23 protein-coding genes are annotated in these 22,214 nt (G+C 73.3%); 15 read left to right on the top strand and 8 right to left on the bottom strand.

The features are described from left to right. Positions 1-14 precede the first annotated feature (14 nt). The 3 genes from HNR10_RS22815 to HNR10_RS22825 all read left to right on the top strand — a co-directional run bounded on the left by HNR10_RS22815 (position 15) and on the right by HNR10_RS22825 (position 4,253). Positions 15-500: a DUF4383 domain-containing protein gene (locus HNR10_RS22815; RefSeq protein ID WP_179826784.1), complete on the top strand. Its 486-nt coding sequence runs from the start codon at positions 15-17 to the stop codon at positions 498-500. Next, complete coding sequence (locus tag HNR10_RS22820; RefSeq protein WP_179826786.1) at positions 497-1,963, top strand: SDR family oxidoreductase; 1,467 nt, start codon at positions 497-499, stop codon at positions 1,961-1,963. Before HNR10_RS22815 ends, HNR10_RS22820 begins: the two co-directional genes overlap by 4 nt. Positions 1,964-2,069: 106 nt before the next feature. Continuing rightward, positions 2,070-4,253 carry an MMPL family transporter gene (locus HNR10_RS22825; RefSeq protein ID WP_179826788.1) on the top strand — a complete coding sequence of 728 codons (2,184 nt, stop codon included), beginning with the start codon at positions 2,070-2,072 and terminating at the stop codon, positions 4,251-4,253. Here the strand turns inward: HNR10_RS22825 and HNR10_RS22830 are convergent. Both HNR10_RS22830 and HNR10_RS22835 read right to left on the bottom strand, forming a co-directional pair. Beyond that, positions 4,223-5,014: an aminotransferase class IV gene (locus tag HNR10_RS22830; protein ID WP_179826798.1), complete on the bottom strand. Its 792-nt coding sequence runs from the start codon at positions 5,012-5,014 to the stop codon at positions 4,223-4,225. The genes HNR10_RS22825 and HNR10_RS22830 overlap by 31 nt on opposite strands. A gap of 32 nt (positions 5,015-5,046) precedes the next feature. Then, entirely contained in the window at positions 5,047-5,754 is a 708-nt protein-coding gene (locus tag HNR10_RS22835) for a GntR family transcriptional regulator (protein WP_179826800.1), read from the bottom strand. 170 nt (positions 5,755-5,924) lie between these two features. Between HNR10_RS22835 and HNR10_RS22840 the strand changes: the two genes are divergently transcribed. From HNR10_RS22840 to HNR10_RS22860, 5 genes are all read left to right on the top strand, one after another. After that, the gene (locus HNR10_RS22840; protein ID WP_179826803.1) at positions 5,925-7,175 is read left to right on the top strand and encodes an NRAMP family divalent metal transporter; all 1,251 of its coding nucleotides are present in this window, start codon (positions 5,925-5,927) and stop codon (positions 7,173-7,175) included. A gap of 161 nt (positions 7,176-7,336) precedes the next feature. Then, on the top strand, positions 7,337-8,104 hold the full coding sequence (locus HNR10_RS22845) for a LamB/YcsF family protein (RefSeq protein WP_179826805.1): 768 nt from the start codon (positions 7,337-7,339) through the stop codon (positions 8,102-8,104). 153 nt (positions 8,105-8,257) lie between these two features. Continuing rightward, positions 8,258-8,869: a 5-oxoprolinase subunit B family protein gene (locus HNR10_RS22850; RefSeq protein ID WP_179826807.1), complete on the top strand. Its 612-nt coding sequence runs from the start codon at positions 8,258-8,260 to the stop codon at positions 8,867-8,869. Beyond that, complete coding sequence (locus HNR10_RS22855; protein ID WP_179826809.1) at positions 8,866-9,741, top strand: 5-oxoprolinase subunit C family protein; 876 nt, start codon at positions 8,866-8,868, stop codon at positions 9,739-9,741. Before HNR10_RS22850 ends, HNR10_RS22855 begins: the two co-directional genes overlap by 4 nt. 16 nt (positions 9,742-9,757) lie before the next feature. Beyond that, positions 9,758-10,639: a putative hydro-lyase gene (locus HNR10_RS22860; protein ID WP_312889388.1), complete on the top strand. Its 882-nt coding sequence runs from the start codon at positions 9,758-9,760 to the stop codon at positions 10,637-10,639. A 113-nt stretch (positions 10,640-10,752) separates the two neighbouring features. Here the strand turns inward: HNR10_RS22860 and HNR10_RS22865 are convergent, their stop codons facing one another. Beyond that, complete coding sequence (locus HNR10_RS22865; protein ID WP_179826811.1) at positions 10,753-10,983, bottom strand: hypothetical protein; 231 nt, start codon at positions 10,981-10,983, stop codon at positions 10,753-10,755. 177 nt (positions 10,984-11,160) lie between these two features. On the opposite strand from HNR10_RS22865, the gene HNR10_RS22870 reads away from it, so the two are divergent. Continuing rightward, positions 11,161-12,282 carry a Scr1 family TA system antitoxin-like transcriptional regulator gene (locus HNR10_RS22870; protein WP_179826813.1) on the top strand — a complete coding sequence of 374 codons (1,122 nt, stop codon included), beginning with the start codon at positions 11,161-11,163 and terminating at the stop codon, positions 12,280-12,282. After that, complete coding sequence (locus tag HNR10_RS22875; RefSeq protein ID WP_179826815.1) at positions 12,233-12,409, top strand: DUF397 domain-containing protein; 177 nt, start codon at positions 12,233-12,235, stop codon at positions 12,407-12,409. The genes HNR10_RS22870 and HNR10_RS22875 overlap by 50 nt, the downstream gene beginning before the upstream one ends. 24 nt (positions 12,410-12,433) lie before the next feature. Here HNR10_RS22875 and HNR10_RS22880 read toward each other — a convergent pair whose 3' ends face one another. Together HNR10_RS22880 and HNR10_RS22885 are read right to left on the bottom strand one after the other, a co-directional pair. After that, positions 12,434-12,745, bottom strand: coding sequence for a hypothetical protein (locus HNR10_RS22880; RefSeq protein ID WP_179826817.1), 312 nt, complete (start codon positions 12,743-12,745; stop codon positions 12,434-12,436). Between the two features lie 199 nt (positions 12,746-12,944). Beyond that, positions 12,945-13,946, bottom strand: coding sequence for an NAD(P)-dependent alcohol dehydrogenase (locus HNR10_RS22885; protein WP_179826820.1), 1,002 nt, complete (start codon positions 13,944-13,946; stop codon positions 12,945-12,947). Positions 13,947-14,035: 89 nt separating this feature from the next. Here HNR10_RS22885 and HNR10_RS22890 point away from each other — a divergent pair, with 89 nt between their 5' ends. Then, on the top strand, positions 14,036-14,701 hold the full coding sequence (locus tag HNR10_RS22890) for a TetR/AcrR family transcriptional regulator (RefSeq protein WP_312889390.1): 666 nt from the start codon (positions 14,036-14,038) through the stop codon (positions 14,699-14,701). A 184-nt stretch (positions 14,702-14,885) separates the two neighbouring features. Then, positions 14,886-15,365 (top strand): YciE/YciF ferroxidase family protein, encoded by a 480-nt coding sequence (locus HNR10_RS22895; RefSeq protein ID WP_179826822.1) that lies wholly within the window; start codon positions 14,886-14,888, stop codon positions 15,363-15,365. 458 nt (positions 15,366-15,823) lie between these two features. Here HNR10_RS22895 and HNR10_RS22900 read toward each other — a convergent pair whose 3' ends face one another. Then, the gene (locus HNR10_RS22900; RefSeq protein WP_179826824.1) at positions 15,824-17,236 is read right to left on the bottom strand and encodes a vWA domain-containing protein; all 1,413 of its coding nucleotides are present in this window, start codon (positions 17,234-17,236) and stop codon (positions 15,824-15,826) included. 204 nt (positions 17,237-17,440) lie between these two features. Beyond that, complete coding sequence (locus HNR10_RS22905; protein ID WP_179826826.1) at positions 17,441-18,049, bottom strand: hypothetical protein; 609 nt, start codon at positions 18,047-18,049, stop codon at positions 17,441-17,443. A gap of 178 nt (positions 18,050-18,227) precedes the next feature. Here HNR10_RS22905 and galE point away from each other — a divergent pair, with 178 nt between their 5' ends. Beyond that, positions 18,228-19,199, top strand: a complete 972-nt coding sequence (galE, locus tag HNR10_RS22910; protein ID WP_179826828.1) for a UDP-glucose 4-epimerase GalE — start codon at positions 18,228-18,230, stop codon at positions 19,197-19,199. 101 nt (positions 19,200-19,300) lie between these two features. On the opposite strand, the gene HNR10_RS22915 is transcribed toward galE, so the two are convergent. Beyond that, positions 19,301-20,317, bottom strand: coding sequence for a GlxA family transcriptional regulator (locus tag HNR10_RS22915; protein ID WP_179826830.1), 1,017 nt, complete (start codon positions 20,315-20,317; stop codon positions 19,301-19,303). Between the two features lie 71 nt (positions 20,318-20,388). Between HNR10_RS22915 and HNR10_RS22920 the strand changes: the two genes are divergently transcribed. Further along, positions 20,389-21,714 (top strand): MFS transporter, encoded by a 1,326-nt coding sequence (locus HNR10_RS22920; protein WP_179826832.1) that lies wholly within the window; start codon positions 20,389-20,391, stop codon positions 21,712-21,714. Further along, entirely contained in the window at positions 21,711-22,184 is a 474-nt protein-coding gene (locus HNR10_RS22925; protein ID WP_246406376.1) for a hypothetical protein, read from the top strand. The genes HNR10_RS22920 and HNR10_RS22925 overlap by 4 nt, the downstream gene beginning before the upstream one ends. Positions 22,185-22,214 lie beyond the last annotated feature (30 nt).

Here is a 22,214-nt window from a genome sequence, read left to right on the forward strand (position 1 = left end):
GAGGGGGGCGGATCATGGAACTGGACCGTAGTCGCAGGTCGGACCGTCGGCTGGACATCGTCTACCGGGTGGGCTCGGGTGTCACCGCGCTCATCCTGATCGGCTTCGGGCTGGCGGGGCTGACCGTGCGCCTGCCGCTGTTCGACACGCAGGGGGAGGTGATCGCGGGACTGTCCACCAACGGGGCACTGGGGTTCCTCTCCGTGGCCTTCGGCGCGCTGCTGCTGGGGGCGGCGGTCCTGGGCGGGGTGTTCGCCTCCACGGTGTGCACCCTGATGGGCACGGCGTTCGTGGCGAGCGGACTGGTCAACCTGTACCTGATGAGCGCGGGTCCCAACGTCCTGGCCTTCTCGATGCCCAACGTCATGTTCAGCTTCGTCGTGGGGCTGATGCTGATGACCTTCGGGATGTACGGGCGCTTCAGCGGCGGTCTGGCGGAGGACAACCCGTTCCGTGAGCACCGCGTGCGGGGGCGGTGGCACGGGGGAGCGGCCCGATGAGGGTGCTGGTCATGGGGGCGACCGGCTACATCGGCGGTCGCCTCGTCCCCGAGCTGCTGGCCGCGGGGCACCAGGTGCGCTGTCTGGCCCGGACGCCCGGCAAGCTGCGCGACCACCCGTGGCGCGACCGGGTCGAGGTCTTCCAGGGCGACGTCGTCTCTGGGGAGGGACTGGCCGACGCCCTGGAGGGAGTCGCGGCCGCCTACTACCTGGTGCATTCCATGGGGGGCGGACGCGGCTTCGAGGGGAGCGACGCGCGGGCGGCGGACAACGTCGCCCGCGCGTCGGGCGAGGCGGGCGTGCGCCGCCTGGTCTACCTGGGCGGCCTCGCGCCCCACGAGGCGGACCTGTCACCGCACATGGCCTCCCGCGAGGAGGTGGGCCGGATCCTGCTGGAGGGGCCGGTCCCGGCCGTGGTCCTGCGCGCCGCGGTGATCATCGGGTCGGGGTCCGCGTCGTTCGAGATGCTGCGGTACCTGACCGAGCGCCTTCCGGCGATGACGACCCCGCGCTGGGTGCGCAGCCGGGTCCAGCCGATCGCGGTCCGCGACGTGCTCCGGCTGCTGACCCGTGCGCTGGACCTGCCGGAGGGGACCGACCGCTCCTTCGACATCGGCGGTCCGGACGTGCTCACCTACGCCGCGATGATCCAGCGCTTCGCCCGGGTGGCGGGTCTGCCGCGCCGGCTGATCGTGCCGGTGCCGGTGCTCTCGCCCGGGCTGTCCAGCCTGTGGGTCGGACTCATCACGCCGGTGCCGCCGGCGGTCGCCCGGCCGCTCGTGGAGTCGCTGCGCCACGACGCCGTCTGCGGCGAGGACGACCTGTCCGAGGCACTGGACGACCACGGCCGGATCGGGTTCGACCAGGCCGTGGAGCTGGCGCTGCGCCGGACCGACCAGGCGCGGGTGGACACGCGCTGGTCGTCGGCGGCCTGGCCGGACGCGCCGTCGGACCCGCTGCCCACCGACCCCGACTGGGCCGGGGGCAGCCTGTACACCGACCGCCGGGCCCGCCGCGTCCAGGCCTCGCCGGAGCGGCTGTGGAGCGTCGTCGAGGGGATCGGCGGCGAGCGCGGCTGGTACTCGTGGCCGCTGGCGTGGTCGGCCCGCGGATGGATCGACCTGGCCTTGGGCGGGGTGGGGCCGCGCCGGGGCCGCCGCGACCCGGGTCGGCTGCGGGTGGGCGACTCGCTGGACTTCTGGCGCGTGGAGGAGATCGTTCCCGGCCGCCTGCTGCGCCTGCGCGCGGAGATGCGGTTGCCCGGCCTCGCGTGGCTGGAACTGGGGGTGGCGCGTGTCGGGGGCCGTACCGTCTACCACCAGCGTGCGCTCTTCCGGCCCCGGGGACTGTCCGGGCACCTGTACTGGTGGGCGGTGACGCCCTTCCACGGCATCGTCTTCGGTTCCATGGCCCGCAACATCGCGCGGCGGGCCGTGCGCGAGGACCCGGCCGCGGCGCACTGAGGGGGTGCCGTGGCCGGGACCCGGTGCGCGTGCGGTGCGCCGGAGGGGGTAGCCTGACGTCGTCGATATAGCTCGGAAAACGAGAATCATGGATTCCGAGCTTGCAATGATCGGACGGAAGGCGGTATCGGTGCGCACACGTGCGGGAACGAGAACCAGGGGCCCATGGCGGTGGACCGTCGTGGCCCTCCTGGTGACGTTGGTCTGGGTGCTGGGGGCGGGCCCGCTCGGTTCCTTCGTCGGGCGCCTGGGGGAGGTACAGACCAACGACCCGGCCGCCTTCCTGCCGGTCGGCGCGGAGTCGACCGAGGTCGACGCGATCGCTGAGGACTTCGACCGCGCGAAGGGCGCCCCGGCGATCGTGGTCTACTCCGCCGACGACGACCTGACGGGGCAGGACCTCGCCGCCGTCCGTGGGGTCGCGGAGCGGGTCGGTGAGCGGCCCTGGGCCGTCGAACCGGTCGCGGGGCCGTTCCCCGGCACCGAGGACGCCTCGGTGGCCCAGTTCGTGGTCACCATCTCCGCGGACGCCGACACCGGCGAGTCCGTCGAGGAACTGCGCGCCCTGCTGGAGGAGGAGGCGGTCGCCGGCCTCACCGTCCAGGTCACCGGCCCCGCGGGCTACGCGGCCGACCTGTCCGCCGCCTTCGGTGGCATCGACTCCACGCTGCTGATCGTGGCGGTGGTGGCGGTCCTCATCATCCTGGTCGCCGTCTACCGTTCACCCCTGCTGCCGGTCCTGGTGATCCTGGCGTCGCTGCTCGCGCTCGGACTCTCCGGAGCCCTGGTCTACGCCGCCGCCGACACCGGCGTGGTCAGCCTCAACGGCCAGAGCCAGGGCATCCTGTTCATCCTGGTCGTGGGGGCCTGCACCGACTACGCCCTGCTGCTGGTGGCCCGGTACCGCGAGGAACTGTCCGTGCGCGAGCACGCCCCGCGGGCCGCCCTGGCCGCGGCGCGCGCGGTCACGGGACCGGTGCTGGCCTCCGGCGGCACGGTCATCCTGGGCCTGCTGTGCCTGCTGGCCGCCGACCTGTCCTCGACCCGCAGCCTCGGCCCGGTCGTGGCGATCGGCGTCGCGGCGGCCATGCTGTCCGCGATGACGTTCCTGCCCGCCGCCCTGGCCCTGTGCGGACGCGCGGTCTTCTGGCCGCTGGCACCGCACCGCGAGGACACCGGACAGGCCCGGTCCACCGAGCTCGTCCTCTCCCAGCACCGGGTGTGGGGACGGGTGGCCGCCTCAGTGGGGCGCCGTCCGCGGACCTACTGGCTCGCCTGCTCGGCGCTGCTGCTGGCCGCCGCGGCGTTCGCGCCCCAGTTCGACGCGGGCGGGAGCGGGCAGTCCGAGATCTTCCGCACCGAGGTGGAGGCGGTCGACGGCCAGGAGACGCTCACCCGCGGATTCGGTGCCGACTCCTCCGCCGCGCCGGCCCTGGTGGTCGCCGACGCCGAGCACCTGGACGAGGTCGTCGCGACCGCCGAGGGTCTGCCCGAGGTCACCTCCGCCGCCCTGTACACCGAGGACGGGCCGCCCGCGGCCGAAGGCCCGCCGGGCGCCGCGGAGTCGCCGCTGGTCGTGGACGGCCGCGTCCTGGTGGAGGTCGTCCTGGCCGCCGCACCCGAGTCGAGCGAGGCCGTGGACGCGGTGCGGGAGCTGCGCGCGGAACTGTCCGGGATCGAGGGCGCCGACGCCCTCGTGGGCGGGGTGACCGCCACCGACCTCGACACCCTGGAGACCGCGCAGCGCGACTTCACCGTCGTCGTCCCACTGGTGCTCGTGGTGGTGTTCCTGGTCCTGGTGCCCCTGCTGCGCTCGCTCCTGGCGCCCCTGCTGCTGGTCGCGGCCAACGTGCTCTCCTTCGCCGCCACCCTGGGCGTGGGCACGCTGCTGTTCGACCACGTGCTCGGCCTGCCGGGCGCCGACCCCGTGGTGCCCCTCTTCGCGTTCGTGTTCCTGGTCGCCCTCGGCGTCGACTACAGCATCTTCCTGATGTCGCGCGCACGGGAGGAGACCCTCGACCACGGGCACCGCCAGGGCGTCCTGCGGGCGCTCACCGTGACGGGCGGGGTCATCACCTCGGCCGGCGTGGTGCTGGCCGCCACCTTCGCCGCCCTGGCCGTCATCCCCCTGCTCTTCCTGTTCCAGCTCGCCTTCCTGGTCGCGTTCGGCGTCCTGGTGGACACGCTGCTCGTGCGCACCCTCCTGGTGCCCGCGCTGTCCCTGGACGCCGGCCGGAGCGTGTGGTGGCCGGGCCGGGCCTACAAGCGGTCCCCCGACAGCTCGGCGTAGCCGTGGGCCAGCCTCGTCACCACGGGCGACGAGGGCAGGTGCACGCCGTCCAGGGCGGCCACCGGACGCAGCCCGGTGGCCGCGTTGGTGACGAAGGCGCCCGACATCCGGGTGGCCGCCGAGGCCGTGAGCGGTCGGCGGATCACCGGAACGCCCAGGTCGGCCGCGACCCGGTCGATCAGGCGCGCGGTCACCCCGTCCAGCGCGGGGGCCTCCGGCCACACGAGGCCGCCGCCGTCCACGAAGCCGATGTTCCACGTCGGCCCCTCGGACACCAGGCCCTCGGGCGTGGTGAACAGGGCGTCGTCGTAACCGTCGAGCCGGGCGGCGCGGCGTTCGCGGATCGCGCCGAAGAGCCCGGTGCCCTTGACCTCGGGGGCGTCGCGGCAGAATCCGCGGGTGCCCAGGCGCACGGGCGGCGGCGCGCTCCCGGGGGCGGGCGCGGGGCGGGCGGTGACCAGCACGTGCGGGAGGGCACTGGCGTCGGGGCGGGCCAGGTCCATGTGGGGGTCGTAGACGGTCACCCGGACCACCGTGGGGGAGCCGTGTTCGCGCGCGGTGCGGCGGGCCAGCTCCCGGACCCTGGGCAGGTCCAGGTCGCTGCCGAAGAGGGTGCGGCAGTCCCGGGCCAGCCGGCGCGTGTGCAGGTCCAGGCCCCGGACCCGCAGGTCCCTCACCAGCATGGTGGTGAAGTGGCCGTAGCCGTACAAGGCGAGGGAGGCGAGTTCCCCGGTGCTGACGGGGCGTCCGTTCAGTTCCATGGCGCCCCCATCATGGCACTTCGGGACCTTGGTCAGGAGCCGTTCTCCATGGCGGTGAAGGCGGTCACGAGCTGCGTCTCGGAGGCGTCCAGGTACGCGGCCAGTTCGTCGGCGGCCCGGTCCGGCCGCCCCGCGGCCAGGGCGGTGTGGATGCGCCGGTTCCAGTCCAGGTAGGGGGCGTGGTACTGCTCCGGGTCGTTCATGACGTGGAAGACCAGCCGCGTCTCGGCCAGGACCTGGTTCATGAACTCGTCGAGTCGGGGGCTGCCCGCGAGCGCGGCCAGGGCCTGGTGGAAGCGCATGTTGGCCGTGCCCATCGCCCACCAGTCGGCGTGGTCGCGGGCGGCCTCGCCCTCGTCGACCGCGGCGCCCACGGCACGGACGGCCTCGGCGTCGGCGCGGTCGGCCCGGCGGACGGCGGGCAGCTCCAGGTGCCGCCGGACGCTGAAGAGGTCGCGCACGTCGGCGCAGGTCGGCCGGCTGACGAACACGCCGCGGTGCATCTGGTGGACCAGCAGGCGCTCGCGGCTGAGCAGGCGGAACGCCTCGCGCAGGGTGTTGCGGGAGACCTCGTACTTGCGGCTGAGCCGCTCCTCGGACAGGCGGACGCCGGGGGCGAGGGAGCCGTTGATGACGAACGAGCGGAGCATGTCGGCGACCCGCTCGGCCTGGCTGCTGACCGGCGCCAGGGCGGCGTCGGCCTCGGGGAGCCGGTCGATGTGGTCGTCCGTCGCCGTCAACGTGGGCTCCTTCGGGGCTCGTGGATCTCCCATGTTACGTACCGGAGTCGTGCGATTTTACGTTCGGGCCCTCTACAGATTCCCCAAGCTTTGAAGTATTGTTCAACAATCCCACGACGGCGTGGGTGGCCGTCGTGCAACCCCCTCATCGCCACTGTTCAGGAGAACCCATGGGCGACATCCCTCCCGCACCCGCCAAGGTGCGGCCCCGTTTCGGCCGCGTCACGCTGAGCAGCGGACTGCTCGGCGCCCTGTTCCTCATGGCCACCAGTGCCGTGGGCCCCGGCTTCATCACCCAGACCACGACCTTCACCGCGCAGCTCGGCGCCACCTTCGCGTTCGCGATCCTCGTGTCGATCCTGGTCGACATCGCCGTCCAGCTGAACATCTGGCGGGTCATCGGCGTCGCGAACATGCGCGCCCAGGACCTGGCCAACAAGGTCGTGCCCGGCGCCGGCTACCTGCTGGCCGCCCTCATCGTCTTCGGCGGCCTGGTCTTCAACGTCGGCAACCTGGCGGGCACCGGGCTCGGCCTGGACGCCATGACCGGTCTCGACACCCGCTGGGGCGCAGTCCTGTCCGCGCTCCTCGCCGTCGTCATCCTGGGCGCCAAGCGCCTGGGCGCGGCGCTGGACCGGATCCTCGTCGTGCTCGGCGTCGGGATGATCGCCCTCACCCTCTACGTCGCCGTCGTCTCCCGGCCGCCGGTCGGCGAGGCCCTGCGCCAGTCCGTCCTGCCCGACCACCTGGGCGCCGACGTCTTCCTGGCCACCGTGACGATCATCGGCGGCACCGTCGGCGGCTACATCACCTACGCGGGCGTGCACCGGCTCGTCGAACTCGGCAAGGGCGGGCGCGAGAACGTCGCCGCCATCACCCAGACCTCCGTCACCGGCATCGTCGTCACCGGCGTGATGCGCGTCCTGCTCTTCCTCGCGGTCCTGGGCGTGGTCGCCGGCGGCGCCTCGCTCCTGGACTCGGCCAACCCGGCGGCCGAAGCCTTCCAGCAGGCCGCGGGCGACGTCGGCATGCGCCTGTTCGGCGTGATCATGTGGGCGGCGGCGGTCAGCTCCGTCATCGGCGCGTCCTACACGTCGATCTCGTTCGTCTCCACCTTCCACCCGCTGCTGGAGAAGCGGCGCGGGACACTGGTGACGGCCTTCATCGGGGTCTCCCTGGTCATCCTGCTGGTCTCCGGGCAGGCGCCGACCACGCTGCTCGTCCTCGCCGGAGCGCTCAACGGCGTGATCCTGCCGGTCGGCCTCGGGATCATGCTCTACGTCGCCACCCGCCGCTCCCGCGACCTGCTGGGCGGCTACCGGTACCCGGTCTGGCTGCTCGTCATCGGCTGGCTGGCGTGGGCGCTCACCGCCTACATGGCCGCCAACTCCCTCAGCGGGATCGCCGCCCTCTGGCAGTGATCCCTCCACCGCGGGGCCGCCGCGGGGCCGTCGCGCACGGGCGGTCCCGCGGTCGTCCACAGCCCCCGGCCCCGTCCGATACGGCGCGCCGGACCGGGTAGAAGCCCGATAGGAGCCCGGTCCGGTCGGAGCCCGGGCACGAACACGAAGGAGCAACGACGTTGCGCATCGACCTCAACTCCGACCTCGGGGAGCACTTCGGCCGCTGGGAGCTCGGTGACGACCGGACCCTGCTGTCCATCGTCACCAGCGCCAACGTCGCCTGCGGGTTCCACGCCGGGGACCCGACCGTGCTGCGCCGCACGACGGAGGAGGCCGCCGAACGCGGAGTGGCCGTCGGCGCGCACGTGTCCTACCGCGACCTGGCCGGGTTCGGCCGCCGCTTCATGGACGTGCCGCCGGCCGAACTGACGAACGAGGTCGTCTACCAGCTGGGCGCGCTGGCCGCCTTCACCCGCCTGGCGGGCGACCGCGTCCGCTACGTCAAGCCGCACGGCGCGCTCTACAACGCCATCGTGCACCACCAGGAGCAGGCGGAGGCGGTCGTCACGGCCGTGCGGGAGTTCGACCCCGACCTGCCGGTCCTGGGGCTGCCAGGGTCGCGTTTCCTGGAGGCGGCGGAGAAGGCGGGCCTGCGCACCCACCGCGAGGCCTTCGCCGACCGCGCCTACACGCCGGAGGGCACCCTGGTGTCCCGCCGCGAGCCCGGCGCGGTGCTGCACGACCCCGAGGCGATCGCCGAGCGCTGCCTGCGCATCGCCCGCGGCGAGCCCGTCACGGCCGTGGACGGGACGGAGATCCTGGTCGAGGCGGACTCCCTGTGCGTGCACGGCGACAGCCCGGGCGCCGTCGACATCGTCAGAGCGGTCGCCGCCCGGCTGCGCGCCGAGGGCATCGAGATCCTGCCGTTCGCGGAGAAGTATGTGTGACCGTCCCAGGGTGTGTGCGGTGAACGCCGGTCCCGGCGTGTGCCGCCCCCGCGGCGCGCACCGGACACGCCACGGCGCGCCCGGAACGGAGAACGGCGTGTGTGGAGCCGGGGAGGTCGCGTGCGTGTGGAAGTCGGGAGTCGGGGAGGTGGCGTGCGCGTTCTGAAGTGCGCCGACACCGGTGTGCTGGTGGAGGTGGCCGACCTGGCCGAGGTCGTGGCGCTGCGCGCCGCCCTGGCCGAGCGGCCGCCGCCCGGCGTGACCGACGTGGTCCCGGCCGCCCGCACGCTTCTGCTGCGCGTGGAGCCGGGGACCGACACCGACCGGGTCGCCGCGGCCGTCGCCGACCTGCCGGTCGGCGCGGGCGACCGCGGTGGCGGCGGTGGCACCGTCACCATCCCCGTGCACTACGACGGGGCTGACCTCGCCGACGTCGCCGAGCTCACCGGCCTGACCCCGCGCGGGGTCGTGGCCGCCCACACCGCCGCCCACTGGACCGTCGCCTTCTGCGGCTTCGCTCCCGGATTCGGGTACATGGTCGGCGACGACCCGCGCCTGCACGTGCCCCGGCGCGGCGAGGCGCGCACACGGGTGCCCGCCGGGTCGGTCGCCCTGGCGGGGGAGTTCACCGGCGTGTACCCGCGCAACTCGCCCGGCGGCTGGCAGTTGCTCGGCCGGACCGAGGCCCGGATCTGGGACCTGGACCGCGATCCTCCCGGGCTGCTGCGCCCGGGCGTTCGCGTGCGCTTCACGGAGGCCTCATGAGCGGGGCGAGCGCGCTGGAGGTCATCGCCGCCGGACCGATGACCACGGTGCAGGACGCCGGGCGCTTCGGCCACGCCGACCTGGGGGTGGGCCGATCCGGCGCGGCCGACGCCGACTCCTACGCGCGCGCCAACCGGCTGCTCGCCAACCCTCCCGGCGCGGCGGTCCTGGAGACCACCATGGGCGGCCTGCGGGTCCGAGCCCGCGGCCCGGTCACGGTCGCCGTCACCGGCGCGCCGGTGGCCCTGAGCGTGGACGGGCGCGGTGCCGCGACGGAGGCCGTGCTGCACCTGCCCGACGGGGCCGAGCTGGTCATGGGCCTGCCGGACCGGGGGCTGCGCTCCTACCTGGCCGTGCGCGGGGGAGTGGACGTGCGCCCGGTGCTGGGCTCGCGCAGCACCGACGTGCTGGCGGGACTCGGACCCGACCTGCCCGTGCCCGGAACGGTCCTGCCCGTCGGCCCGCCGCCGCGCGACTTCCCGATCGTGGACCACGTGTGCGCCGCCCCCGTGAGCGGGGACCGGATCACCCTGCGGGTGGACCTGGGCCCCAGACAGGACTGGTTCACCGACCGCGCCCTCGACACGCTGCTGTCCGGCGAGTACGAGGTGACCCCGCGCAGCGACCGGGTGGGGGCACGGCTCTCGGGTCCGGCGCTGGAGCGCTCCTACGCGGGCGAACTGCCCAGCGAGGGCATGGTGGCCGGTGCGCTCCAGGTGCCGCCCGGCGGTGAGCCGGTGCTGTTCCTGGCCGACCACCCCGTGACCGGCGGATACCCGGTGGTGGCGGTCGTCCGGTCCGCCGACCTGCCCCGCGCGGCCCAGGCGCGGCCCGGCACCCGGATCCGCTTCACCGCCCGGACCCGCCCGTGACCGCCCGGACCCGCCCGTGACCGATCCCCAGGAGGACGAGATGACGACCCCGGCCGAGCCGACACCTGCGGAGCAGTCCTTGGCCGAGACGATCCCGGCCGAGCGGACACCGGCGGAGGGCTCTCCGGCACGGCTGTCCCCGTCCCGCGCCCGCGCGCTGTTCCGGGAGGGGCTGCGGGCGCCCACCGCCGGTTACAGCGCCGGATACGCGCAGGCCAACCTCATCGCCCTGCCGCGTGAGGCGGCGTTCGACTTCCTGCTGTTCGCCCAGCGCAACCCCAAGCCCTGTCCGGTTCTGGACGTCACGGAGCCGGGGGAGACCAGTGCCTCGGTGTTCGGCGGCGACCTGCGCACCGACCTGCCCGCCTACCGGGTCTACCGGCACGGCGAGCTGGTGGAGGAGCGCACGGAGGTGGCCGACCTGTGGCGCGAGGACCTGGTGGCCTTCCTCCTGGGGTGCAGCTTCACGTTCGAGGCGCCGCTGCTGGAGGCGGGGATCCCGGTCCGCCACCTGGAGGCGGGGACCAACGCGGCCATGTACGTCACCGACCGGCAGTGCCGCCCGGCCGGGCGGTTCCGGGGCCCGCTCGTGGTGTCGATGAGACCGGTGCCGGCCGACCGGGTCGCCGACGCCGTCCGCGTCACCTCCCGCTACCCGGCGGTGCACGGGGCCCCGGTGCACGTGGGGGACCCGGCGGCCCTGGGGATCGCCGACCTGGACGCCCCGGACTACGGGGACCGGGTGGAGGTCCGGCCCGGCGAGATCCCGGTGTTCTGGGCGTGCGGCGTCACCCCGCAGGCCGCGGTGGCGGCCTCGGCACCGGAGTTCGCGATCGGCCACGCCCCCGGCCACATGGCCATCACCGACGTCCGCGACAGCACCTACCAGGTCCCCTGACCGGGGACGCGGGCCATGGGGGCCGGCCGGGGAGCCCGGACCCCGCGGGGCCGCGCGCCCGTGGACGCGGGGGGAGCGGCTGGTCGTCGGTGGGCGGCCGACCGGGTGCTCGCTCAAGGGAGCGCCTCCGGGTTCTCCAGCGGGGAGCGCCACACGAGCGGATGCCGGTGCAGGTCCGGACCGGCGTCCCGCGCCAGACGGGTCAGGTGTCCGCGCGTGGCGCCGTAGACCGGGCGGTTCTCCAGGTCGGCGCCGAGGTAGCGGATCCGGACGCGGTGTTCGGCGGCCCAGGTGCCGAGCTCGGCCAGGGTGGAGAGTTCGCGGATGTCGCAGACGCGGATCACCGGCTCACCACCGCCCTCAACAGACCGCCGAGCACCGCGCCCAGCACACACGCGGGAAAGGGTGACGTGCACGGACCGGGCGCGTAGCCGCGCACACGGGCCGACCGACGAGGCCGCCGGGGGAGGGGATGGGGGTGGTCGTTCCGGGCTCGCGCCCGATTCGGTGTGTCACTGGGCATGCGCACTGGTCTGGTTCCTCTCGTTGGTCTCGAACACCCCGGCGGCCCGTGGCCGCCGCACCGACGCCGGAGATTGCCACGATGGCTCCCCACCTCACATGAATCGGACCGAGTCCTCTTCCTGCAGGCGCGGCTGCTGTTGCCAGAATTCCGCACGAGTGAAAGGAGCGAAAGGTTTTTCGTTCTCACGAAGACCACGGAATACCTGCGGTATACAGCGGTGTGCTTCGGTGGACTTCACGTAGCCGCACCTGCTTTAATCGCCTCTGTGGAGAACCAAAAGAAAAGGGACATATCAGACGTCCGTTTTGGTCAGGCGATAGCCAGGGCGAGAAGTAGAAGTGGAATGACCCAGCTGAGGGTGGCCGGGCACCTCGGTTACACGAAGAAGTTCATCTCGCAGGTCGAGTGTGGTTGGAAGCGACTCGACGCCTCCAGGGTGCGGGAATTGGACGATCTCCTTGAAGCGGGATCGCGTCTGGTTCGGCTGCACGAAGATCTCTACGCGCCGGAGCAGGTCGACTGGCAGGAGCAGCTCCACGTCGCGGAGCTCATCCGTCAGTACAGCGGCGTCCTGGTGCCTGGTAACTTCCAGTCGAAGAACTATGCCCGTGCCGTCTTCGCGGCTGGTGCTCCCTGGCTCAAGAAGGACGAAATCGAGCAGAAGATGGCGACCAGGATGGAACGCGCCTCCCGCGTCCTCCACGAGGACGGGCCGCAGTACCACGTGGTCCTCGATGATGTGGTCGTCCTGCGTCCTATCGCTGATGACGAGGTCATGCGCGAGCAGATCGACAAGCTCATCGACCTGGCGACATCAGGCCGACTGCAGTTACAGATGTACGGATGGGGGACCCTCCCGCACGCCGGCCCCGATGGTCCGTTCTCGTTGATCGCGACCCACTCGGCACCAGAAGTTCTTCACGCGGAGTCGGTCTACCTCGGGCAGACCACGGACGAGCCGCGCATGGTTCGTGGCTTTGTGTCCCTGTTCAGTAGATTGCAGGCGAATGCGAGGTCCGTAAGGGCGTCGCTGGACTACCTCCGACAGGTGAGAAGGAAGTACGAAGATGACGAAGGTGGACTGGCACAAGTCGAGCTACAGCGACGGGGCGCATAACTGTGTCGAGGTGGCCGAGGGTCGGGTGACCGGCGTTCGGGACACCCAGTACCGGGACCGGGGACCCCTGGACGTTCCCGCTGGTGAGTGGGCCGCGCTGCTGGCCTCCGTCCGGATGGCCAGGTAGAGGGCCGCCTCGCTGAGCGGGCCTCTACGCCTGCGGCTCGTCCTTCGGCTCTTCCCTGGGCCGGTAGTGGGTGTTGAGCCATACTCCCGCGAGCAGGGTCCCCCCGACCACGATCAGCGCGATGGCCCACGACCCCACCGGGGCCATGGCCATGTCGCACGTACCGACCACCCGGTTCGCCTGCACCTCCTCGTAGGCGAACCAGCCGAAGGACACGGCCCCGCTGGGCGGCGTCCACCATCCGGCCCCGCACGGCCCCGTGGGAACCAGTCCGAGGGCTCCACCGCCGGTGATCAGGGCGGCGGCGACCGTGCGGATGATCTGAACAGGGGACACGGATCTCTCCTCGGCGCAGGGGGTTCCACGTTGGACGTCCCCGAGTATCTCCTCATCGCCGCCATCCCGGGACATCTCCCATGGGCGACATCCGGCGCACGGACCGTCGACCCCGTCGCCGGGCACCGGGACGCCCCGGTCGACGGTGGCGGGACCGGCCTTCCGCCCGTGGTGCCGTGCCCGGTCCAGGTGACCGTGGTCAGGAACCGGTCGGCGGCTCGGCGTCCACCACGGTCACCACCGTCTTGCCCCGCGCGTGCCCCTTCCCCTGACGGGCGAGGGCCGTCGCGGTCTCCGCCAGCGTGTAGGTCCGGTCGATGACCGGCCGCACCTGCCCGGACTCGATCATCCCGGCGAGGACGGCCAGGTCGTCCGGGCTCCGCTTCGCGGCGAACGGCTTCATCTTCGGGCCGCCGCGCAGTGAGGTGAGCGCCACGCGCAGGAGGTACGGGAGCGGGCCGAGCAGGGCGCCACCGGGCATGCCGGAGGCGGAGACGTAGACCCCGTCCCGGCGCAGCACGCGCCGGTAGGCCGTCGGGGCGTGGCTCCCCACCAGGTCGAAGACGACGTCGTAGCGCTCACCGCTCCGCGTGAAGTCGTGCCGCGCGTAGTCGACGACCGCGTCGGCGCCGATGGACGTGACCAGTTCGAGGTTGGCGCCGCTGCACACGCCGGTCACGTGCGCCCCGAGCGCCTTCGCGATCTGGACCGCGAACGTTCCCACGCCCCCGGACGCTCCGTTGACCAGGACCCGGTGGCCGGAGCGGACGCCTCCGGCGTCGCGCAGGCCCTGGAGCGCCGCGAGACCGGCGACGGGGACGGACGCCGCCTCGGCGAGGCCGACCCCGGTCGGTGCCGAGGCCAACTCGTCCTCTCCGGCCACGACGAACTCGGCGTAGGCGCCGGCGGACAGCTCGCCGAAGACCTGGGCGCCCCTCTGCCACCGCGTGACCCGTGCACCCACCGCCTCGACGGTTCCGGCCACGTCCTTGCCCCTGACGGGGGCCTTGGGTCGGGTCAGGCCGAACGCGAGGCGGAGCACGTACGGGAGGCCGACGAGCTCGAACCGGTCCGCGGGATTGACCGACGAAGCGTGCACGCGCACCAGGACCTCGTGGTCCCCGGGCTCCGGGCGGTCGACGTCGCGGAGGTCCAGCACGTCCTGGGGCTCGCCGTAGCGGCTCTGCGCGATCGCCTTCATGACGCTCCATTCGTCTACTTACACTGTAAATACTTACTCTGTAAGCTAGACTTCGTGCCGCTGTCCGTCAAGAGGAGGTCGATGTCCCGGTGCCGACGCCGAAGGATCCGCCCAAGGCGCGCCGTGCGCCGCTGACCCGCGACCGCGTCCTCGACGCGGGCGTCGTGCTGGCCGACGCCGAGGGCATCGGAGCCGTGTCGATGCGCAGGCTCGGGCGCGAGCTCGGCGTGGAGGCCATGTCGCTGTACAACCACGTCGACGGCAAGGCCGACCTGCTCGACGGGATGCTCGACCGGATCGTCGGTGAGATCGAGTGCCCCGAGGACGACACGGACTGGCGTGAGCAGGCTCGGCGGCGTGCGATCTCGGCCCACGCGGCTCTGATGCGCCACCCCTGGGCGGCCTCGTTGTGGACGTCGAGCATCAATCCGGGGCCGCAGCGGATGCGCTACATGGACAGCGCGCTGCGGTCGCTGCGCGCCGCGGACTTCACCCCCGGCCTGCTCGACCGGGCCTTCCACACGATCGAGGACCACCTGGTCGGCCACGCGCTCCAGGCGCTGGGCTTCCCCCTGGACCCCGACGAGATGGCGGAGGTGGGCGAGAGCGTCCTGCGGTCCTTCCCGGTGGACACCTATCCCGACCTGGCCGCGCACATCCGGTACCACCTGGAGCCGCACCAGGAGGCCGGCGGCTTCGAGTTCGGGCTCGACCTCATCCTCGACGGACTGGAGCGGCTGCGCGGCTCGGGCTGAGGCGCCCGGACCGATCCATCGACCACCTCGGAGAGCGAGACTGCGCCTCGGACGGGCCGCTCCGGCGCCGGGCCGTTTGTCCCGTGCGGGCCTGGGTAGCGCGTGGCACCAAGGCGCTCCCGTGGCCTCGCGGTGCGACACCCGGGAGCGCGGACGCTTTCGAGACAGTCTGAGGGGGATCGACGTGAGCAGTCGCGAGCAGCTCATCACCTGGCTCAACGACGCCTATGCGATGGAGAGTGCACTGGAGGAAGTCCTGGAGCGGCATGCCAAGGACGCCGAAGACCACCCCGAGGTGCACGCGCGCATCATGCGGCACATCGACGAGACCCGGGAGCAGGCGGAGACGGTCCGGGGCTGCATCGACGCGCTCGGCGGCTCGGTCTCGGGGGCCAAGAGCGCCTTCGCCAGCTTCTTCGGGTCCATGCAGGGCATGGCGAACAAGCCCGCGGGCGACACCCTGGTCAAGAACGGTCTGGCCGACTTCGCCGCGGAGCACTTCGAGATCGCGTCCTACAAGGCCCTCATCCAGGCCGCCCGATCCCTCGGCGAGGAGGAGATCGCCCGCAAGCTGACCGGGATCCTGCGCCAAGAGGAGGACATGGCCGCCTTCCTGGAGGAGAAGCTGCCGGACGCGGTGAGCGAGACACTCGCCCACGCGTGAGCCCGAGCCGAACTCAGTTCGCGGCCGAACGGAAGCCCACCCACGCCGAGCCGACGTCCGCGCATGCTGATCGGAACGCTCACCCACGTGTGAGGAGGCGCTGGTACCCGAGCGTGGCGGGCAGGAGTGCGCTCGAGCGGAGATGCGCGCATGCGTGAGCGGGGCGCCGGCCCACGCGTGAGCCCGAGCCGATCTTCCGTCCATGCCTGGGCGGACGAGTGCCCCGCCGAGCGGACGTCCGCGCATGCGCGAGCGAGACGCTCGCCGACACGTGATCCCGAGCGGCGCTGACACTCGCGCATGGTTGAGCAGGCGTGCGTCCGAGTCGGCGCGCGGGGACCTCGCCCCGGGCGGGGCCCGCCGCCGCTCCTGGGTCGACGCCGACTCGCGCCCGAGCCCCCACCTCCGTCGCGGTGGGCGGGCGCGGGCGGTGCGCGGCGGTCGGGGGAGCGGGCGCCTCAGCTCTCCTGCTGCGGGTCCTCGGGCGGCCTGCGCCGACGGCGGCCCCGGGACGGTCTCGCGTCGGGGCTGTACAGGTCGCTGCCCGTCTGCTGGCCGCGGATCTCGCCGCTCGGCGGCGGAGGCGTCCGCGGTCCTTCCGGTGGAGTCTGCGGCTGGTGGCGTCCGCGCTTGCGCGAATAGCCGGACTGGCTGGAGTACAGCGACTTGGAGGTGCGCGAGGCGTCGTCGGTGCGCGCCATCGCCGACATCCGGCCCAGCTCCTCGGCCTGCGCCGACAGTTCCGCCGAGGCCGCGCCCGGAGCGCTCGACGGACGGGGCAGGTCGCCCCGTGCCCGGTCCAGGATCTCCGCGGCGCTCTTCCGGTCGCCACGGCGCAGAGCCTCGCTCGCCTCCCGCTTCGCCGTCTGGGCGCGCTGGAGGGCCTCCTCCGTGCGCACCTCCGGCCGGGGCGAGCGGTCGCGGGCCTCGTCACCGGGCACCACGTTGACGGTGATCGGCAGGCTCGCGGTGTAGGTCGTCATCGTGGCCGGATCCACGTAGGACACGTCGAGGGTGGTCACGGTGACCGTTCCCAGCGCCGCCACTCCCGGGACCTCCACGCGTAGCAGCAGGCGCCGGGTCTCACCGGAGTAGAAGTCGCCCAGCTCCACCATGAGCGTGCCGTCGGGCAGTCTCGACGACGGCATCTCGCCGACCACCGAGACCCCCTTGACGTGCGGGCCGGGCGGGACCTTGAGGGAGGCCGCCTGCGCCGACTTGGCCAGCAGGTACTCCGCCTCCTGGGCGATGAGACCGCCCGCGGTGTCGGGGTCCTCCGCGAACAGCGCGCTGCCCGCGCCGCCGTCGGCGACCGCCCCGAGCAGTGCCTCGTCGTACCCGAGCCCGTAGCCGAGGGTCGTGGTGGTGACGCCGTGCCCGTAGGCGTCGGCGGTGACCTGGCGGAGCAGGTCGTGGTCGGTGACCCCGTGGTTGGCGTGCCCGTCGGAGATCAGCAGCAGCGTGCCGCCCCGGTCGCCGCCGGCCCGGCGGGCCTCCTGGATCCCCCGGAGCAGCCCGGAGGAGAGGTCGGTGCCACCGCCCGGCACCAGGCCCCGGATACGGCGGCGCACGGCCTCCTTGTCGGTGAGGGGCCCGGTGGGCACCTCGACCACGGCCTGGGTGTCGAACGAGACCAGGCCGAAGTTGTCGGTGGGCGCGAGCCGGTCCACCAGCCCGACCAGGGCGGTGACCGCTCCGGTCAGTCTGCCGCCGCCCATCGAACCGCTGCGGTCCAGCACGATCTGCAGGGTCGCGGGCGGCCGCTCGGTGTCGGCCTCGCGTTCGGGGGCCGTGATGTCGATCAGCACGGACACGGCGTCGTCGGTGTCGAGGGGGACGACGTCGAAGTCGAGGAGGGCGGACAGGTGCATGTGTGCTCCGTATGTAGGCGCGGTCTCCAGCTTAGGAAGCGGGACCGACGATCGCGAGGCCGTTCGGGAACCTGTGGACGAGCGGGTGGCACGCGGGCGGCCCAGGGGAGCGATCGACGGGTGGGCCGCCGTGCCGCCGTGTGCCCTACGGCTGTGCGCCGGGTTGCGGGGCCGCCGTCGCCGCAACGACCCGTGGCCCGGTGGTCAGACCGAACGCAGGCCGAGCCTGTTCAGCTCCATCGCGGCCAGGACGCGGGTCGCCTCGGGATCGTCCGCGTGCCAGGCGCCCACCGGGTCCTCGTGGGCGTCGGTCAGGCGGGACGGCGACACGGCCGTCAGCGCGCGCAGCGCCAACAGGCGGGACCGGGCCTGCGGGCTCATGGTCCGTATGCTCCGTACGGTGGCGGCCTGGCGCACCCAGCGGGCGCGGGCCGGCAGCCAGGTCGCGGCGAGCAGGGCCAGCGGAATCACCGCCGTGACCAGGGGCAGGTACAGGGCCAGGGCGGCCACCGACTCCTGGAGGGACGTCCCGGCCGAGGCCAGCGACTCACCGGCGCCGCCCACGCTGGTGAAGGGGGCGGCCAGGGCCTCTCCGGCCAGGGGGACGCGCTCGGCGGCCTCGGCGGCGGTGGCCATGTGCTCGGACACGCCCTCACCCGAGCTCGCGATGAGCTCGCCCGGCCGGTCCAGGCCGGTGATGACCTCGCGCAGCGAGAGCGCCGTGGTGATCCACAGGACCGCCCAGGACAGGGCGAGGAGGTCGGACAGCAGTTGGAGGCAGGCGCGGACGGGGCGCTCGGCGTACAGCTTCACGGGGGCTCCGGGGGAGTGAGGAGGCGGCGGGCGGTGCGGTCGTCGATGGACCGTTACCCGCCCGGTGCCGTGTCCACCCCACCAACGACTCTGTTGGAAATAGACTGATCCTGTTGACTTGATGTTTGATTTCGTATGTTCTGTTGGGAAACGCGAAGTCTTCACCTCGGAGGGTGCAATGCGGGTTCTGGTCACGGGCGGCGCCGGATACATCGGCGGCGTCGTCACGGCGATGCTCGTGGAGGAGGGCCACACGGTCATCGTCCTCGACGACCTCTCCACCGGGCACGCCGACGCCGTGCACCCGGAAGCCCGCTTCGTCCAGGGGACGGTGCGCGAACGCGCCGCCGACGTCCTGCGGGAGGGGTTCGACGCGGTCCTGCACTTCGCCGCCAAGTCCGTGGTCTCGGAGTCGGTCGCGCACCCGGGCCTGTACTGGAGCGGCAACGTGGGGACCTCGCTCGCCCTGCTGGAGGCGATGCGCGCCACCGGGACCGGACGCCTGGTGTTCTCCTCCACGGCCGCCGTCTACGGGGAACCGGAGTCGGTGCCCATCACCGAGGACGCGCCGGTGCGCCCGACCAACCCCTACGGAGCCACCAAGGCCGCGATCGACGCCGCTCTGACCGAGCACGCGCGCATGCACGGCGTCGCCGCGGTGAGCCTGCGGTACTTCAACGTCGCCGGAGCCCACCGGGGACTGGGGGAGCGGCACACCGTCGAGACCCACCTGATCCCGAACGTGCTCAAGGTGGCGCGGGGTGAACGGGAGTCGGTGTCGGTGTTCGGGGAGGACTACCCCACGCCGGACGGCACCTGCGTGCGGGACTACATCCACGTGGCCGACCTGGCCCGCGCCCACCTGCTCGCCCTCGGTCGGGCCCGGCCGGGGCGCCACGACGTGCTCAACCTGGGCAACGGCGCGGGCTTCTCGGTACGCGAGGTGGTGGAGGTGTGCCGTGAGGTGACCGGGCACCCGATCCCGGCGGTCGCCTCGCCCCGCCGCCCAGGCGACCCGGCGGTGCTGGTGGCCTCCTCCGACCGCACCGGCGCCCTGCTCGGCTGGCGCCCCGAGCGCTCGTCCCTGCGCGACATCGTCGCCGACGCCTGGGCCTTCCACCGCGACCGCGCCGGAGCCGCCGCGGAGTGACCGCCGCCGCCTGACCGCCGCGCGGTGCGTCCGCCTTCCCGACCGGGGCCGCGCTGGCCACTCCGCCCTCCCGGCCGGGGCGGCGCACCCCACGGTTCGTCTCAAGCGGCGGGGACGCCGGAACGGGGGCTCGCCGCGGGACCGCGGAAGGTGCGCCGGTACGCGCTCGGGGAGACGCCGAGCTCCGCCTGCATGTGCTGGCGCAGGGAGGCCGCGGTCCCGAAGCCCGCCTCGTGGGCGACCCGGTCGACCGGCATCCCCGTCTCCTCCAGGAGCTGACGGGCCCGGTCCAGCCGCTGCTGGGCGATCCACTGCCCCGGGGAGACCCCCATCTCGTCGCGGAACCGGCGGGTGAAGGTGCGCACGCTCACCGACTCCCTGGCCGCCATCGCTCGCAGGCTCGGCTGGTGGTCGAGGTGTTCCAGAGCCCAGGCGCGGGCGTGCGCCGTGCCGGAGCGCTCGGGCTCGGGCACCGGGCGGCGCACGTACTGGGCCTGCCCGCCGTCGCGGTGCGGCGGCACGACCGTTCCGCGCGCCACGTCGTTGGCGACCGCGGCGCCGTGGTCGGCGCGGATCATGTGCAGGCACAGGTCGATCCCGGAGGCGACACCGGCGGCCGTGAGCACGCGCCCGTTGTCGGTGTAGAGCACGTCCGGGTCGAGGTCGATGTGCGGGTACAGGGCACGGAAGAACCCGACCGAACGCCAGTGCGTGGTCACCCGGCAGCCCGAGAGCAGCCCCGCGGCTGCCAGGACGAACGCCCCCGTGCAGATCGAGGCCACCCGGGCGTCCGGACGGATCCGGCCGAGCGCCGCGCCCAGGCCGTGGTCGATCGGGGTGTGCGGCCGCTCGCCGTAGTCGGCGTCGGCCGCGGGCACGACCACCGTCCGGGCGCCGTCGAGCGCTTCGGGGCCGTGCGCGACGTTGAGGGTGAAGTCGGTGTCGGTGCGGACCTCGCCCGGCGTGAGCGCGCAGGTCACGACCTCGTAGAGGAAGGCGCCGGACGCGTCGCGCGCCTGCCCGAACAGGCGGTGGACGATCCCCGCCTCGATGGGCAGGACCCCGTCCCGGACGAGGACGGCGACGCTGTGGCGGTCGGGACGCGTGAAGACGGACATGGCCCGATTCTTGCGCATGTTGGCCTTCGGGTCACTGTCGGGGCAGGTGCCCCCCGCCGGATGCTGGTCCCATGACGCACCAGACACGCACTCCGCTCCTCCACCGGGCCTGGCCGGTCGCGCTCGTGGCGGGCCTGGCCATCGTCGCCGCCGCGGCGTTCGCCGGGATGCCCGGCCTGCTCGTCGACCCGTTGCACACCGAGTACCAGTGGTCGCGCACCTCGATCGGGGCCGCCGCCTCCGTCAACATGGTCGTGTACGGGCTCGTCGCCCCGTTCGCCGCCGCTCTGATGGACCGCTTCGGGCTGCGCAGGGTCGCGGTCGCCGCCCTGTCGGCCGTCATGGCCGGGGCGGCGCTGACCACCCTGATGGACCACGCCTGGCAGCTCACGCTCTACTGGGGCGTGCTGATCGGCGCGGGCACCGGTTCGCTGGCGATGACCTTCGCCGCCACCGTCGCGCACCGCTGGTTCGTCCGGCGGCGGGGCCTGGTGATCGGGGCGCTGACCGGTTCGAGCGCGTTCGGGCAACTGGTGTTCCTGCCCGCGCTCGCCTGGGTCACGGACACCCAGGGCTGGCGTCCGGCGGTCGTGACGCTGGCGCTGTCGGCCGGGGTGGTGGCCGTGTTGGTCGTCCTGGTGCTGCGCGACCACCCGGCGGACGTGGGGCTGCGGCCCTACGGGGCCCTGACGGACGTGCCCCGGCCGAGAGCGGAGGAGGGCGCCGCCCGCCGGACCGTGCGCGTGCTCGCCCGTTCCGCGCGCCGACGCGGTTTCTGGCTGCTCGCGGGGGTGTTCGCGATCTGCGGGGCGACCACGAACGGCATCCTGTGGACGCACTTCGTGCCCGCCGCGCGCGACCACGGGATGGCGGTCACGACGGCCGCCGCCCTGGTGTCCACGATCGGGGTGTTCTCGCTGGTCGGCACGGTGGTCTCCGGCTGGCTCACGGACCGCTTCGACCCGCGCCTGCTGCTGGTGGCCTACTTCGGCGGCCGGGGTGCCCTGCTCGCGCTGCTGCCGGCGCTCTTCGGGCCGGACGCGGGCCCGGCGATGATCGCGTTCGTCGTGGTGTTCGGCCTGCTCGACGTGGCGACCGTGCCGCCGGTGATCCTGCTGTGCCGGAGGATGTTCGGCGCGGACGGCGCGATCGTCTTCGGCTGGGTCAACGCCCTGCACCAGGTCGGGGCCGGTGCGATGGCGGTGTTCGGCGGCCTGGTCCGCGACGTCACCGGGGCGTACGGGCCGCTGTGGGTGCTGGCCGCCGTCCTGTGCGGAGCCGCGGTGCTGCTCGCGCTGCGGGCGCCCGGCGCGGTGGAGGCGGAGCGCGACGGTGGGGACGCCGGTCCGGCTGTCGGGGACGGTCCTGCCGAGCGGTCGGCGGAGGTGCGGCGATGAGCCGGAAGGGCGCCTCTCCCGCGTTCGCCCTGGTCCTGATGGTCCTCGCCGGGACCGTCGCGTACGTGGGCCTGGCCGGACTCGACCAGGGACTGCGCGCCGCCCGCGGCGAGGGTACCCCCGGCGTGTTCACGGCGACCGCGCTGACCTGCGTGCGGCATCCCGGCCACGAGTCGTGCGGGTGCGACGGCACCTTCACCGCCGACGGTGGTCCGGTGCGCGAGGTGACCCTGCACGCGGCGGGGCGCGACACGTGCGTGGTGGGGGCGGAGGTCGCCGCGGTGGACGTCGGGGCGGACACGCGTGTCTACGGGCCGGACGGTTCCCGAGAGTGGATCCTCTCGGTGTGCCTGTTGGCGGGTGCGTCCCTGGTGGCCCTCTGGTGCGCGATCCAGGGCGTCCGGGGCGTCCTCGACCGTGGGCCGCGCCGCCCCGGCGTCGAGGCCGGTCGCGGGAGGACACCCGGGTGAGATCCCGGGCGTCGCGCTTCGGGTGGCGTC

This window comes from Nocardiopsis aegyptia, assembly GCF_013410755.1.
Classification (GTDB): Bacteria; Actinomycetota; Actinomycetes; order Streptosporangiales; family Streptosporangiaceae; genus Nocardiopsis; species Nocardiopsis aegyptia.

What these genes read in the sequence shown, in the direction of transcription:
- HNR10_RS22920 (WP_179826832.1), top strand. Translation starts at nt 20,389, where the DNA reads ATGACGCACCAGACACGCACTCCGCTCCTCCACCGGGCCTGGCCGGTC.
- HNR10_RS22870 (WP_179826813.1), top strand. Translation starts at nt 11,161, where the DNA reads ATGCGCACTGGTCTGGTTCCTCTCGTTGGTCTCGAACACCCCGGCGGC.
- HNR10_RS22815 (WP_179826784.1), top strand. Translation starts at nt 15, where the DNA reads ATGGAACTGGACCGTAGTCGCAGGTCGGACCGTCGGCTGGACATCGTC.
- galE (WP_179826828.1), top strand. Translation starts at nt 18,228, where the DNA reads ATGCGGGTTCTGGTCACGGGCGGCGCCGGATACATCGGCGGCGTCGTC.
- HNR10_RS22825 (WP_179826788.1), top strand. Translation starts at nt 2,070, where the DNA reads ATGATCGGACGGAAGGCGGTATCGGTGCGCACACGTGCGGGAACGAGA.
- HNR10_RS22925 (WP_246406376.1), top strand. Translation starts at nt 21,711, where the DNA reads ATGAGCCGGAAGGGCGCCTCTCCCGCGTTCGCCCTGGTCCTGATGGTC.
- HNR10_RS22915 (WP_179826830.1), bottom strand. Translation starts at nt 20,317, where the DNA reads ATGTCCGTCTTCACGCGTCCCGACCGCCACAGCGTCGCCGTCCTCGTC.
- HNR10_RS22900 (WP_179826824.1), bottom strand. Translation starts at nt 17,236, where the DNA reads ATGCACCTGTCCGCCCTCCTCGACTTCGACGTCGTCCCCCTCGACACC.
- HNR10_RS22875 (WP_179826815.1), top strand. Translation starts at nt 12,233, where the DNA reads ATGACGAAGGTGGACTGGCACAAGTCGAGCTACAGCGACGGGGCGCAT.
- HNR10_RS22830 (WP_179826798.1), bottom strand. Translation starts at nt 5,014, where the DNA reads ATGGAACTGAACGGACGCCCCGTCAGCACCGGGGAACTCGCCTCCCTC.
- HNR10_RS22820 (WP_179826786.1), top strand. Translation starts at nt 497, where the DNA reads ATGAGGGTGCTGGTCATGGGGGCGACCGGCTACATCGGCGGTCGCCTC.
- HNR10_RS22885 (WP_179826820.1), bottom strand. Translation starts at nt 13,946, where the DNA reads ATGAAGGCGATCGCGCAGAGCCGCTACGGCGAGCCCCAGGACGTGCTG.
- HNR10_RS22840 (WP_179826803.1), top strand. Translation starts at nt 5,925, where the DNA reads ATGGGCGACATCCCTCCCGCACCCGCCAAGGTGCGGCCCCGTTTCGGC.
- HNR10_RS22855 (WP_179826809.1), top strand. Translation starts at nt 8,866, where the DNA reads ATGAGCGGGGCGAGCGCGCTGGAGGTCATCGCCGCCGGACCGATGACC.